Origin of the sequence: Streptomyces avicenniae (assembly GCF_000719135.1) — a bacterium.
Lineage (GTDB): Bacteria > Actinomycetota > Actinomycetes > Streptomycetales > Streptomycetaceae > Streptomyces > Streptomyces avicenniae.
The window spans coordinates 14,029-26,764 of sequence record NZ_JOEK01000003.1; the positions used below are offsets into that span (position 1 = coordinate 14,029).

At 73.8% G+C, this 12,736-nt stretch carries 14 protein-coding genes; 10 read left to right on the plus strand and 4 right to left on the minus strand.

What is annotated here, in order from left to right:
• Positions 1-18: 18 nt before the first annotated feature.
• The 3 genes from IF27_RS06770 to IF27_RS06780 all read right to left on the minus strand — a co-directional run bounded on the left by IF27_RS06770 (position 19) and on the right by IF27_RS06780 (position 2,828).
• On the minus strand, positions 19-927 hold the full coding sequence (locus IF27_RS06770) for a DNA-formamidopyrimidine glycosylase family protein (protein ID WP_052848478.1): 909 nt from the start codon (positions 925-927) through the stop codon (positions 19-21).
• 67 nt (positions 928-994) lie between these two features.
• Entirely contained in the window at positions 995-1,642 is a 648-nt protein-coding gene (locus IF27_RS06775) for an O-methyltransferase (protein WP_052848479.1), read from the minus strand.
• A gap of 76 nt (positions 1,643-1,718) precedes the next feature.
• A complete protein-coding gene (locus IF27_RS06780; protein ID WP_052848480.1) occupies positions 1,719-2,828 on the minus strand; it encodes a hypothetical protein in 1,110 nt (369 codons plus the stop codon).
• A 355-nt stretch (positions 2,829-3,183) separates the two neighbouring features.
• On the opposite strand from IF27_RS06780, the gene IF27_RS06785 reads away from it, so the two are divergent.
• From IF27_RS06785 to IF27_RS06825, 9 genes are all read left to right on the plus strand, one after another.
• Positions 3,184-3,906, plus strand: coding sequence for a UbiX family flavin prenyltransferase (locus tag IF27_RS06785; RefSeq protein ID WP_052848481.1), 723 nt, complete (start codon positions 3,184-3,186; stop codon positions 3,904-3,906).
• Between the two features lie 67 nt (positions 3,907-3,973).
• Positions 3,974-4,435, plus strand: coding sequence for an Lrp/AsnC family transcriptional regulator (locus tag IF27_RS06790; protein WP_052848482.1), 462 nt, complete (start codon positions 3,974-3,976; stop codon positions 4,433-4,435).
• Between the two features lie 34 nt (positions 4,436-4,469).
• Positions 4,470-5,636: an aminofutalosine synthase MqnE gene (gene mqnE / locus IF27_RS06795; RefSeq protein ID WP_052848483.1), complete on the plus strand. Its 1,167-nt coding sequence runs from the start codon at positions 4,470-4,472 to the stop codon at positions 5,634-5,636.
• Positions 5,633-6,193: a GNAT family N-acetyltransferase gene (locus IF27_RS06800; protein ID WP_223290944.1), complete on the plus strand. Its 561-nt coding sequence runs from the start codon at positions 5,633-5,635 to the stop codon at positions 6,191-6,193. The genes mqnE and IF27_RS06800 overlap by 4 nt, the downstream gene beginning before the upstream one ends.
• A gap of 62 nt (positions 6,194-6,255) precedes the next feature.
• The gene (locus tag IF27_RS06805; RefSeq protein ID WP_263053833.1) at positions 6,256-6,561 is read left to right on the plus strand and encodes a DUF4229 domain-containing protein; all 306 of its coding nucleotides are present in this window, start codon (positions 6,256-6,258) and stop codon (positions 6,559-6,561) included.
• 465 nt (positions 6,562-7,026) lie between these two features.
• On the plus strand, positions 7,027-8,373 hold the full coding sequence (locus IF27_RS06810; protein WP_052848484.1) for a dicarboxylate/amino acid:cation symporter: 1,347 nt from the start codon (positions 7,027-7,029) through the stop codon (positions 8,371-8,373).
• Positions 8,374-8,476: 103 nt separating this feature from the next.
• Positions 8,477-9,682 (plus strand): phosphorothioated DNA-binding restriction endonuclease family protein, encoded by a 1,206-nt coding sequence (locus IF27_RS06815; protein WP_052848485.1) that lies wholly within the window; start codon positions 8,477-8,479, stop codon positions 9,680-9,682.
• Between the two features lie 198 nt (positions 9,683-9,880).
• Entirely contained in the window at positions 9,881-10,417 is a 537-nt protein-coding gene (locus tag IF27_RS06820) for an ATP-binding protein (RefSeq protein ID WP_052848486.1), read from the plus strand.
• Complete coding sequence (locus IF27_RS06825; RefSeq protein WP_190232838.1) at positions 10,414-10,647, plus strand: DUF7848 domain-containing protein; 234 nt, start codon at positions 10,414-10,416, stop codon at positions 10,645-10,647. The genes IF27_RS06820 and IF27_RS06825 overlap by 4 nt, the downstream gene beginning before the upstream one ends.
• A 15-nt stretch (positions 10,648-10,662) precedes the next feature.
• Here IF27_RS06825 and dacB read toward each other — a convergent pair whose 3' ends face one another.
• Positions 10,663-12,249: a D-alanyl-D-alanine carboxypeptidase/D-alanyl-D-alanine endopeptidase gene (dacB, locus tag IF27_RS06830; RefSeq protein ID WP_052848488.1), complete on the minus strand. Its 1,587-nt coding sequence runs from the start codon at positions 12,247-12,249 to the stop codon at positions 10,663-10,665.
• A 286-nt stretch (positions 12,250-12,535) separates the two neighbouring features.
• On the opposite strand from dacB, the gene IF27_RS06835 reads away from it, so the two are divergent.
• Positions 12,536-12,733, plus strand: coding sequence for a hypothetical protein (locus IF27_RS06835; RefSeq protein ID WP_052848489.1), 198 nt, complete (start codon positions 12,536-12,538; stop codon positions 12,731-12,733).
• Positions 12,734-12,736: the final 3 nt, after the last annotated feature.

Here is a 12,736-nt window from a genome sequence, read left to right on the forward strand (position 1 = left end):
CGCGGCGTCCTGGCGTGGCTATTTGAGCAGCCGGGAGAGGCGGCGGTCGGCCAGCGGCCTGCCGCCCGTCTGGCAGGTCGGGCAGTACTGGAGGGCCGAGTCGCTGTAGGAGACCTCCCGGATCGTGTCGCCGCAGACGGGGCACGGCTGCCCGGCGCGGCCGTGGACGCGCAGGCCGGTCTTCTTCTCCGCCTTGAGCCGCCCGGCGGCGACGCCGCGGGAGCGTGCGACGGCCTCCCGCAGCGTGCCGGTCAGGGCCTCGTACAGCCCGGCGGTCTCGGCCTCCGTCAGCGTGTCGGCCAGCTTGAAGGGGGACATGCGGGCGGCGTGGAGGATCTCGTCCGAGTAGGCGTTGCCGACGCCCGCGAGCACGCCCTGGTCGCGCAGGACGCCCTTGATCCGCCGGTGCTCGCCCGCGAGCAGCGCGGCGAACGCGGCGCCGTCGAACGACGGGGCGAGCGGGTCGGGGCCGAGCCTGGCGACGCCGGGGACCTCGGCGGGGTCGCGTACGCAGTGGACGGCGAGGCGTTTCTGCGTGCCCGCCTCGGTGAGGTCGAAGCCCGGTCCTGGGGAGTCGGGGGAGTCGGGGGAGCCCTCCAGCAGGACGCGCAGCGCGAGCGGGCCCTTGCCGGGGCGCGGCGGGGCGGCGGGCGGGGCGTCCTGCCAGCGCAGCCACCCGGCCCGGGCGAGGTGGACGACGAGGTGGAGCGGGCCGTCCGTCACGCCCCCGGCGGTGTCGATCGTGAGGTCGAGGAACTTGCCGTGCCGCGCGACGGCGGTGACGGTTCCGCCCTCGACGGCGGAGAGCGGCGGGTCGTAGGTCTTCAGGACGTGGAAGGCGACCGGCAGTGCGCGCGTCACCCGCCGGCCCACGGCATGGCCGGTCAGGAACTCGCGCAGTGCCTCCACCTCGGGCAGTTCGGGCATACCTCCAGCGTAGGCGCGCCCACTGACATTCCGCCCGATGGGGGCGAACCGGGCGCGAGGCCCCGGCTCAGCGCTTGCGGACGAGCGTCACCCCGTCACGCACCGGCAGCAGGACGGACTCGACGCGCGGGTCGGCCGTCACCGTGTCGTTGATCTGCCGGATCGCGAGGTCGGCCGCGTCCTGCGCGGACGGGTCCACGACACGTCCCGACCGCAGCACGTTGTCCAGCACGATCAGCCCGCCGGGCCGCAGCCGCCGCACGATCTCCTCGTAGTAGACGGGGTAGCCGACCTTGTCCGCGTCGATGAACGCGAAGTCGATCGTCTCCTGCGGCGGCATGGCGCGCAGCGTGTCGGCGGCCGGGCCGATGCGCAGCTCGATGCGGTCCGTGAGGCCCGCGCGGTCCCAGTAGCGGCGGGCGATCGACGTCCACTCCTCGCTTACGTCGCAGGCGATCAGCTGCCCGTCGGCGGGCAGACCGCGCGCGATGCAGATCGACGAGTAGCCGGTGAACGTGCCCACCTCGACGGCCGTGCGCGCCCCGGTGAGGCGGACCAGGAGGGTGAGGAAGGCGCCCTCGTCCTGCGTGATCTGCATGCTGATGTGGCCCGGCAGGGCGCGGCGGGTCTCCTCCGCCAGGTCGCGCAGCACGTCGTCGGCGGGGGTGGCGTGGGCGATGAGGTAGTCGTTCAGCGCGGGGTTCACGATGTCCATGGGCTGACCCTAGAGCGTGCCTCCGACAGCCGCGCCCGCCCGACGCGGGGCGGCGGGCGGGCGGTCGTGGCGGGTGTCAGGGCTGCATGGGTCCTGGGACGTCGGCGCGGTCCGGGTCGTCCGCCCGCTCCTCCGCCTGGACCCGCAGGTACATCAGCGCGACCGTCAGCTCCGCCGGGTCGAGCGGCCCGTCCGACTCCGGCGGGTTGAGGGAGAGCGCGGAGCCGCCCGCGAGCGACAGGTGCAGCGGCAGCGTCACGGCCTCGGCGTCCTCGCCGCCTGGCGCCGCGTCGCCGAACTGCGCCAGGTCCACGGTCGCGTCCGTCAGCACGCCGTTGCGGATCTGGAGGCGGGCGGTCACCCGCGCGTCGCCGTCCGCAGGTTCGCGTACGAGCGGCGGCAGGCCGAACTGCGTGAGCTGCGCGGTCATCACCGACAGCATGGGCTCCAGGGCCCGCCACGCGTCGGCGGCGGGCAGGGTGACGTCCACCTGCTCCGCGCCGTCCGCCTCGCCGCGCCGGTGCAGTTCGCCCTCGGAGCGCAGCGCGTCGCCGAGCGCGTCCGCGAGGGCGAGCTGCGTCTCGGGGACGAGCAGCTCCGCGCCGTCCACGAGCGCGCCGCCGAGGCGGTTCGCGGTCTCCTGGTCCACGCCGCCCGCCTCGTCGAGGGCGGCGGCGTAGTCCTCGAAGCGGTACGGATCGACCTCGGTCCAGTTCCCGCGTAGGGCACCGGCTGCCGTGGCGACCGAGTCGGGCAGCCGCTCCGCGTCGTCCTCGAAGCGGGCCGCCGCGGTGACGGCGGCCTCGTCGCCGCCGTAGACGTCGTCCACGATCGACTCGGCGCCGACGCGGACGTACGTGCGGTCCTCTATGTTCTTGACGCCCGCGACGTCCCGCCCGCCGAAGTTGACCGTCATCGCGCCGTCGAGCGGGTCGTCGGGGCCGAGGTCGCGCATGCGCAGCTCGCGCTCCGGGTCGCCCACGGCGATGGTCAGCTCCAGCTCCGACAGGAGCCGCGCCTCCTCGGGCGTGGCGGGCGCGCCGCCGTCGCGGGCGGCGGAGTGCGCGAGGTAGGCCGCCACCTGCTCGGGCGTGGCGTCGAGTACCGCGCCGATGGTGAGCGCCTCCCAGGACAGCAGCTCGTCCACGGCCTGGGACACGTCACGGCCCGCCTGCACGTTCTCCACGACCTGGCAGGCGAGGGTCGCGGAGGAGAGGAGGACGGCGCCGCCGACGGCGACGAGCCGCGTGCGGAACGGGCGGTGGGCGCTGTGGGGCTGGCGGCGGGTACTGATGTCGGCACTCCAGGTCCGTGGGGGGTCCGTGCGGGGCCACGCGGTGGTGACGATCGTGCCAGTCCAGTGTCCATGGGCGTCGCCGCGCCCCCGCGCCGGACCGCCGTATGTGGCCTGAGCGTCACCGTCCGGTAAGCGGCTCGTTAGCTGCGGCGGTCAGGAACGGTCCTGCTCCGGCCGGTTCGCGACACCCGCCGCGCCGGGGGCGGGCGCCGCCCCGCGCCGTGGAGGCCCTAGCCTCGGGGGCATGCAGCCCCTCCCCGCCGAGCCGTCAGGCAACCGGTCAGACGAGCGCCGCCCGCCCTGGATCGTCGGGGTCTCCGGCGCGTCGGGGACGCCGTACGCCGCGTCCGTCGTGCGTGCGCTGCTCGCCGCGGGGGAGACGGTGGACCTGGTCGTCAGCCGGGCGGCGCGGCTGACGCTGCTGGACGAGACGGGCGCGCCGTTCCGTGACGCGCACTGGCGCGCCGACCTGCGCGCGTGGCTCGCGCGGGGCGCGGACGGGGCGCCGGACGCGTTCGCGGTGGGGGACGCGGCGCTGGACGCCGTGCGCTACTGGCCCGCCGGTGACCTGGCGGCCGGTCCCTCGTCCGGCTCGTACCCGGCGCGCGGCATGCTGGTCGTGCCCGCGTCCACCGCGTCGGTCGCGGGCATCGCGCTCGGCCTGTCCAAGGACCTGCTGCAACGCGCGGCGGCCGTGACGCTGAAGGAACGGCGCCCGCTGGTCGTCGCGGTGCGCGAGACGCCGCTGAACGGGCCGACGTTGCGGCAGCTCGTGGACCTGGACGCGGCGGGCGCGGTGGTGCTGCCCGCCTCGCCCGCCTTCTACGCGGGGGCGGCGCACATCCAGGACCTGGTGGACTTCGTCGCGGGCCGCGCGCTGGACGCGGTGGGCGTGCCGCACGGGCTGTACCGGCGGTGGCGGGGCGAACTGGGCGGGGCGGACGGGGCGCGCGCCGGGCACTCGTAGGTGACGGCACGGCTATGCCTTAGATTCGTCTGTGCAATCGGCCAGGGGACGAGGAAGGCGCTGCTTGATGGACGCGGTGGACAGACAGCTCATTCAGGCGCTGCGGGAGAACGGCCGCGCGTCCTACGCGGAGTTGGGCCGCCTCGTCGGCCTGTCGGGGCCGAGCGTCACCGATCGCATCAACCGGCTGGAGGGCGCCGGTGTCCTGACCGGCTACCGCGCGACGGTGGACGCGCGCTCGCTCGGCCTCGGTGTGACCGCGCTGATCGGCATCCAGCTCTCCGACTCGGTCGATCACGAGGAAGTGGCCGACCGGCTGCGGGACTTCGCCGAGATCGAGGACTGCTGGTTCATCGCGGGCGACGACTCGTACATGATCAAGATCAGGGCGGGTGACGTGGACGGCCTGGAGCGCACGGTCCGCCGGCTCTCCGGGACCGCCGGGGTCTCGCGCACGCGGACCACCGTCGTGCTGTCCACCAAGTGGGAGAACCGGGTCGGCCACCTGCCGGAGGGCGAGCGGGCGTAGGCTCGTCGGTCGGAGCGACTAGGAGGCGTGACGTATGGACGCTGGGCTCAAGCGGGAGCTGGAGGAGAAGGTCCGCGCAGGTGAGCGGCTTTCCCGTGAGGACGGGATCGCGCTCTACGCGTCCGACGACCTGGCCTGGCTCGGCGGGCTGGCCCACGAGGTGCGGACGCGGAAGAACGGCGACGTCGTCTACTTCAACGTCAACCGGCACCTCAACATGACCAATGTCTGCACGGCCTCGTGCGCCTACTGCTCGTTCCAGCGCAAGCCGGGCGAGAAGGACGCGTACACCATGCGCATCGAGGAGGCCGTGCGGCTCGCGAAGGCGATGGAGGGCGACCGGCTCACCGAACTGCACATCGTCAACGGCCTGCATCCCTCGCTGCCCTGGCGCTACTACCCGCGCTCGCTGCGCGCGCTGAAGGAGGCCCTGCCGGACGCCGTGTCGCTGAAGGCGTTCACCGCGACCGAGATCCATCACTTCGAGACCATTTCCGGTCTGTCCGCGTCCGAGATCCTCGACGAGCTGATCGACGCCGGTCTTGAATCGCTCACCGGCGGTGGCGCCGAGATCTTCGACTGGGAGGTGCGGCAGCACATCGTCGATCACCGCACCCACTGGGAGGACTGGTCGCGCATCCACCGCCTGGCGCACGAGAAGGGCCTCAAGACGCCCTCCACCATGCTCTACGGCCACATCGAGGAGCCCAGGCACCGCGTGGACCACGTCCTGCGGCTGCGTGAACTCCAGGACGAGACCGGCGGCTTCCAGGTCTTCATCCCGCTGCGCTACCAGCACGACTTCGTGGACATGAAGGACGGCAAGGTCCGCAACCGCCTCCAGGCCCGCACCACCATGGCCACCGGCGCCGAGGCCCTGAAGACGTTCGCCGTCTCGCGCCTGCTGTTCGACAACGTCCCGCACGTCAAGGTCTTCTGGGTGATGCACGGCGTGCAGACGGCGCAGCTCGCCCTCCAGCACGGCGCGGACGACATGGACGGCTCGGTCGTCGAGTACAAGATCACGCACGACGCCGACAACTACGGCACGCCCAACAAGCTGACCCGCGACGACCTGCTCGACCTGATCCGCGACGCGGGCTTCCGTCCCGTCGAGCGCAACACGCGCTATGAGGTCGTCAACGAGTACGACGGACCCGACCCGGCCCGGCGCGAGGCGCCGCAGCCGATGCGCCTGTGACCGCCGCGCCCGGCCCCGGCGGCACGCGGCAGCGCCTGCGGTTCGACCTCGACCCGGCGCCCACCCAGGCGCTGCGTGAGGGGCTCGCCGCGCTGTGGGTGGACGTGACGAACGCGGGCGGCGCCGTCGGCTTCGTGCCGCCCGTCACGTCGGAGGACGTCGAGCCCGCGCTGCGCCGCCACCTCGTCGGCATGGCCGAGGGCACCACGCGCCTGCTCGTCGGCCACGCCGAGGACGGGAGGCCGCTGGCCACCGCCTTCCTGCGGCGCAACGACCACCGCCTGATGCGGCACTGGGTCGGCCTCGTGACCGTCATGGTCCACCCCGCCCTCCAAGGCGGCGGCGTCGGCCGCGACCTCATGGCCGCCGCAGCGTCCGCCGCCCGCCGCGTCGATCCGGGATTCACCGGCATCCGCCTGACCTGCCGCGGCGGGCTCGGCCTCGAACGCTTCTACACGTCCTGCGGCTACCGCGAGGTCGGACGCGTCCCCGGGGCCATCAAGGTCGCGGAGGGCGACCACCGCGACGACATCACCTTCTGGCTCCCGCTCGGCTGACCCGCCCGTCGTGGCGGCCGGGCCCCGTGCTTGACTGGACGGGCGTTCAAAGGAGGACGATCGTGACCACCACCCAGGACACCGGCGCCCCGCGGCACGCCGCCCTGCGCTACAGCCTGATGCGGCTGGCCGTCTTCGCCGCGTGCCTCGTGAGCGTCGCGGTGCTCGCGTACGTCGGCGTCCTCCCGGAGTCCATCGGCACCTCGAACCCGCTGTGGATCGTGCTGCTCGCCCTCGTGTTCTCCGCGCCGATCAGCTTCGTCGTGCTGCGGCGGCAGCGGGACGCGATGTCCCAGCAGGTCGCGCCGCACGTCCAGCGCGCCATGGGCAGGATCAACGCGAACCGTGCCATGGAGGACGAGGACTGACGTCCCCCTCCCCGCACCCCCCGCACGTCACGGCCCGGCGGCCCCACCGCCGGGCCGTCCGCGTCGCCGGGTGATCCGGACCACTCGCCGCGGACCTGCCGGGCCTGCCCCCGGAACCATCTCCCTTGCCCCACAGGGCACTTGACGCCTCCCCTGCGGACCGCCCCCCGGGCCCCCGCCGCGACGGCGTCCAGGGGGCCGTTCACCTGCCGGACGGACCCGTGACGCCGCTCCGGCGCGGTGCTACCGTGCTTTGCATGAACACCGCAGCCGCGCACATCTCTGTCCCGGGCATTCTGCTCGTGGCGCGCCTGCACATCGACCTCTGCCGCTGTGTCACCGCGGCCTGTCGCTGAACGTCTGTCCTCACCCCTGACCGACTGACCCGCACCAGCGACCCACCCCCGCGCACGCCCGTACCGGTGTGCCCGGAAACTCCACTCCCCGAATCACCCTGACCGGAGTATGCCTGTGTCCTCCCCGACCCCCGCCTCGGCCACGGCGCCGAGACGTCCCCGGATATCCCTGCCGCCCTTCTGGGTGCAGATCCTCGCCGGTCTCGTGCTGGGCGTCCTGCTCGGCTGGATCGCCCGCAGCGGCGACGTGGACTGGCTCGGCCGCACCCTGGAGGAGATCGGCGGGCGGTTCGTCCAGCTGCTGCGCGTGGCGGTCGGCCCCCTGGTCTTCTTCGCCATCGCCGTGTCGATCACCAGCCTGCGGAACGTCTCCAACGCCGCCCGGCTCGCAGGCCGGACCCTCCTGTGGTTCCTGGCCACCTCGCTCATCGCCGTCGCCATCGGCATCGTGATCGGCCTGGTCACCAACCCGGGCAGCGGCACCGGCCTCACCCCCGCCGACGGTGAGCTGCCGCAGTCCGAGGGCTCGTGGATCGACTTCCTCACCGGCATGATCCCCGAGAACATCGTCACGCCGTTCGCGGACCTCGAAGTCCTCCAGATCGTCTTCCTCGGCGCCGTCGTCGGCATCGCCGCCCTGAAGATGGGCGACCGCGCCCAGCCGCTGATCTCCTTCGGAGAAACGGTTCTCGAGCTGCTCCAGAAGGCCCTGTGGTGGATCATCCGCCTCGCCCCGCTCGGCACGGTCGGCCTGATCGGCCGCTCGATCAACGAGTACGGCTGGGACCTGATCGGCGACTACGCGACCTTCACCGCGGACGTGTACATCGGCTGCGCCCTCGTGCTCTTCGGCGTCTACCCGCTGCTGCTGCGCTTCGCCGCCGGTGTCAGCCCGGTCCAGTTCTTCCGCGCCGCGTGGCCCGCGATCCAGCTGGCGTTCGTCTCCCGCTCCTCGATCGGCACGCTCCCGGTGACCCAGAAGGTCACCGAGCGTCTCGGCGTCCCGCGTGAGTACAACTCCTTCGCCGTCCCGTTCGGCGCCACCACCAAGATGGACGGCTGCGCCGCGATCTACCCGGCGCTGGCCGCGATCTTCGTCGCCGAGATCTTCGACGTCAGCCTGGGCGTGCAGGACTACATCCTCATCGTCTTCGTCTCGGTCATCGGCTCCGCGGCGACCGCGGGCCTGACCGGCGCGACGATCATGACCACGCTGACCCTCTCGACGCTGGACCTCCCGCTGGAGGGCGTCGGCCTGCTGCTGGCGATCGACCCGATCCTCGACATGATCAGGACCGCCACCAACGTGGCGGGCCAGGCCGCGGTCCCGGTGATCGTCGCCGCGCGCGAGAAGATCCTGAACCGCGAGGCGTACGACCACGCGACGAGCTTCGACTTCGACGAGCCCGTCGTGGAGGACGACCGCCGCCCGGCCGAGGACAAGGTCCCCGCCTGACCCGGCCCCGCACCGCACGACCCCAGGTCCCCGCGCCTCCCCGGCGCGGGGACCTTCGTGTGTCCGGGGGCGGTGTCAGTGGCACGGCGTAACCTTCCGGGCCATGGCGATGAAGGATGTCACGCGGCGCGAGATCCTGTTGGCGATGCAGGAGTACGACCGGCTGGGGCAGGACGACTTCCTCGCCACCTACGGATTCCACCGGTCCCTGGTGTACCGCGTCTCGCACGAGGGGCGCTTGTACGACTCCAAGGCGATCGTCGGGGTCGCGCACCGGTACCTGCCGGACGGCGAGGCCCTGCGGCCCGACCAGCTCAGCGGCGGCCACGGGCACGCGCTCGACGTGCTGCGGCGGGAGGGCTTCACCGTCGTCGGCCGGACGGCGCCCGTCCTCACGGTCGGCGCACTGCTCGACAGGCTGCGGCGCGCCAGGCCCGGCCGCGCGTCGGGCCGCCCGTCGCTGCACCAGGCCGTCGCCCTGGCCTGGGCGGTCGGCCGCGCCGGGCGGGGAGAGGAACGGCTGGTGGCCTGGAGCGAGACCGAGCGGGAGGTGGAGGGCCTGCTGCGCGAGCACGGCGTCAACGGGGAACGGCCGCGCGCCGACTACCCGGTCGCCGCGCTCGCCAGGGCCGGGATCTGGGACCTGCCGGGGCGGCGGGGCGAGGTCCCGACGGCGCACGGGGACGGCGAAGTGCGCCGCTGGTTCGCCGAGCGGCAGCCGGTGAGCGGCCTGGAGGAGCAGGTGTACGAGACGCTGCGCGTCTCCGGCGCGGCCCGGGTCGCCACCGTCGATCTCCTGGTCGAGCGGTACTTCCCGGGGACCGACCCCGCGGGCCTGCTCGCCGCGGTGGGCCTGTGGGACGAGTCGGTGGCGGACGACGCGCCCGACGCGCCTGCCTTGCCCGCGGTCCCAGAGGAGGACGCCGCCGCTGAGTACCGGCGCCTGTGCGCCCTGGTGGAACGGGCCGAGGAGCGCGACGGCCGTGGGCGGCGGACCTCCCGGGTGGGCAGCGATCCGATACGGTCGGCCGCCGCGCGGCGGGCCGTGCTGACGCGCTGCGGCGGCCGGTGCGAGAACCCGGGATGCACCGGCCAGCCGCACGACGTGTCGCGCGCGGGCGAGCCGCTGCTTGAGGTGGACCACGTGCGCGATCTCGCGGGCGGCGGGCGTGACCATCCCGAGCAGATGGCCGCCCTGTGCCCCAACTGCCATGCGATCAAGACGCGGGGCAGCCGGGGCGAGGAACTGCGCGCCGTGCTCCTGGCCGTCGCGGTGGAACGCCACCTGTCCGCGTCCCGAGCGGTGTGAAGGGGAGGTTCGGTGGGGAGGGTGGGGGAGGCGATTTTGTCGGGAACGCGGCGGGGGGCTCACGGGGGGCTCGTGCCACGCATCGGGTGAACCCCCCCGGTGTGCATGTGAACCCCCTTGCGACCGTCGCGAGTTGGCCCGTCCGGGTCCTTGACTGGAGACATGAGGACATGGCTTGGCTTATGGAGGGGGTACACAATGACGTCGCCGTGGCCGCCCGCGCAGGAACTGCCCGTGCCCGCGGTGCGGCGAACGCCGTTGCTGCCCGTGGCGTTCTCCAGCGCCTACCGGTTCCGTTCACTCACACTCCCCGGTGACTCCCGCGACACCCCGGCGATAGCCAGGCACGCCGCGCGGGACACCCTCCACGACTGGGAACTGCCCTGGCTGGCCGACGACGTCGAGCTGTGCGCGTCCGAGCTGGTCGGCAACGCCGTGCGGCACGCGGCCGGCTTCGGGCGCATCATCGTCACCTTCCGCTTCTGGCCACGCTGGCTGTTCGTCGAGGTCGCCGACGAGGACCCGGCGCCGCCCATGCTGCCGTCGGGCGATCCGCTCGACCCGCTCGGCGGCGACCCCGATCCGCTGCCGGAGCACGGCCGCGGCCTGTTCATCGTCCAGAGCCTCGCGGACGCCACCTGGTGGGCGCCGCGCGACGCGGGCGGCAAGAGCGTCTGCTGCCGTTTCGACCTGGCGGGCGGCGCCGCGGGGGCCGGACGGGCGGGTGCCGCATGATGGTCACCCGCGCCGCCGACTGGGTCCTCGCGCCCGATCCGCACGGCGGGCCGCCGATCCACGCCGCCGAGTGCACCACGTGCCTGGAGGAGTCCCCGGCCGACACGAGCCGCGAGATCCCCGACGTCTGGTGCATGCGGCACTGCGCGGCCACCGGGCACACCGGCTACCGCGTCACGGCCACCACGTTCGTCCGCGCGGGGAGGCCGCCCGCGCGGCAGGGCCTGTGAGCGCCGTGCCCGGTCTCAGCACACGAGGTCGGGCTTCCGCCACGCACACTCGACGCCGTCCTCCGGCCCCGGGTCCGCCACCGCCCCGCCGGGCGGCGGGGGAACGGGCGCGGGGTGCGCGGTGTCAGGCGAGGCCAGCGCCGTGACGACGGCGTCCTCGATGTCCTTCGGCGCTGCGCCGAGGTAGTTGTTGAGCACGACGCTGAACACCAGCTCCCGCCCGTCCGCCGCCGTCACATAACCCGACAGGCCTGTGGCGCCCGTCAGCGAGCCGGACTTGGCGCGCGCGTTCCCCGCCGCGGGGGTGCCGCACATGCGGCTGCGCAGCGTGCCCCCGACGAGGCGGTCGGGCTCGCACGCGACGGGCAGCGCCGCGTACCAGGCGTCGAACCAGGGCTCGGCGCGCACCTCGGTCAGCAGGGTGGCGAGCGCGGCGGGCGGGACGACGTTCATCCGGGAGAGCCCCGAGCCGTCCACCTGCGTGTACGTCGCCGTCGCGACGCCGATCCGGTCCGCGTACGCGCGTACCGCCGCGAGGCCGTCACGCCAGGTGCCGCGCCCCGTCGTCGCGTACCCCATCGTCTTGACCAGCGCCTCGGCGTGCATGTTGTTGGACAGCTTCATGAAGGGCACCAGCAGTTCCGACAGCGGCATCGACGCGTGCGAGGCCAGCACCCGCGTCGCCCCCGCCGGTGTCGCGCGGCCGAGGACGACGTCGCCCGTGACCCGTACGCCCTCGGCCGCCAGCGCGTCGGCGAGGACGGACGCGGCGTGCCCGGTGGGGTCGTCCACGGCGGTCCAGGACGTCACCGGTGCGGCGCCGAGGGGGATCCGGCCGCTGACGACGAGGGTGTTCGTGCCGTGCTCGCGCGTGACGCCGAGGGTGTTCGCGCTGCCGGACGGGCCGGTGGTGGCGCGGTTCTCGACGGTCACCCAGTCGCCCGGCGGGGTGAGGGTGACGGTGGGCGGGGCGCCGTCGGTGGCGCCAGGGGCGGCGGAGACGCGGACGGTCCCGGCGTCGTAGTCGGTGTCGGGCGCGACGGTGAGCGCCGAGATCTGGGCGCTGTAGTAGTCGGCCTCCGTGTCCCAGGCCCAGGCGCGGCCGAGGCGGACGGAGTCGAAGCGGGTGTCGTCCGCGACCAGGTCGCCCCGGACGGTGGTGACGCCCGAGGCGGCGAGGTCGGCGGCCAGCGCGGCGTAGTCGGCGGCGAGCATCGTCGGGTCGCCCGAGCCGCGCAGGTGGAGGTCGCCGCGCAGCACGCCGCGGCGCGGGGTGGCGTCCGTGACGAGGTCGGTGGTGTAGCGGTGGTCGGGGCCGAGGACGTCCAGCGCGGCGGCCGAGGTGAGCAGCTTGGTGTTCGAGGCGGGCATCAGCCGGGTGTCGCCGCCGTGGTCGTAGAGGGTGGCGCCGGTCGCGGCGTCGCGGACGACGACACCGGCGAGCGCGCCGTCGAGGCGCGGGTCGGCGAGCAGCCGGTCGAGGGTGGCGGTGAGGGCGGGGGACGCCTGGTCGGCGCCCGCGGGGGCGCTCCAGCCGAGGGTGAGGGCCAGGCCGAGACCGGCCGCGACGGCGGCGGTGCGCCGGAACGGTGGGGGTGTCATGGCCTAGAGACTGGCGTCACGTGACGGGCCGTCAAGACGGCGACCGGACGAACCGGACGCCCGTCACGCACCGGAAACACCACGCGTCGCGGGTAGGGCGCATCTGTGGTGTTCCAGGCGCCTTTGTCACGGTATCCGGTCCGCCTGTCGGCTAACGCGCGGGTAAAGGACTCCGCCCGCGGGATCCCCCGCCCTTGACACCTGGCCCGCGAAGAGCAACATTTTCGCTCACGAACAAACGTAAACCGTTAGGCACGGAGACATCAGCACAAGGAGGTGCGTTGTCGTGGCCCTGGATGTGGCCGATCGCGTCCCGCAGCCGCGCGCCGATCCCGGCGACCCGCCGGAGGACGGCCCGACCGCCCTCCCCGTCCCCCGCCCCCACGGCCGGGCACGGGCGCGCGGGCCCGCCCCCGACGCCCGCCACCGCGCCGGTCGCCCCCCACGGGACCGGCCCGTCGTCCTCCACCCGACGAAGGAGTGAGCG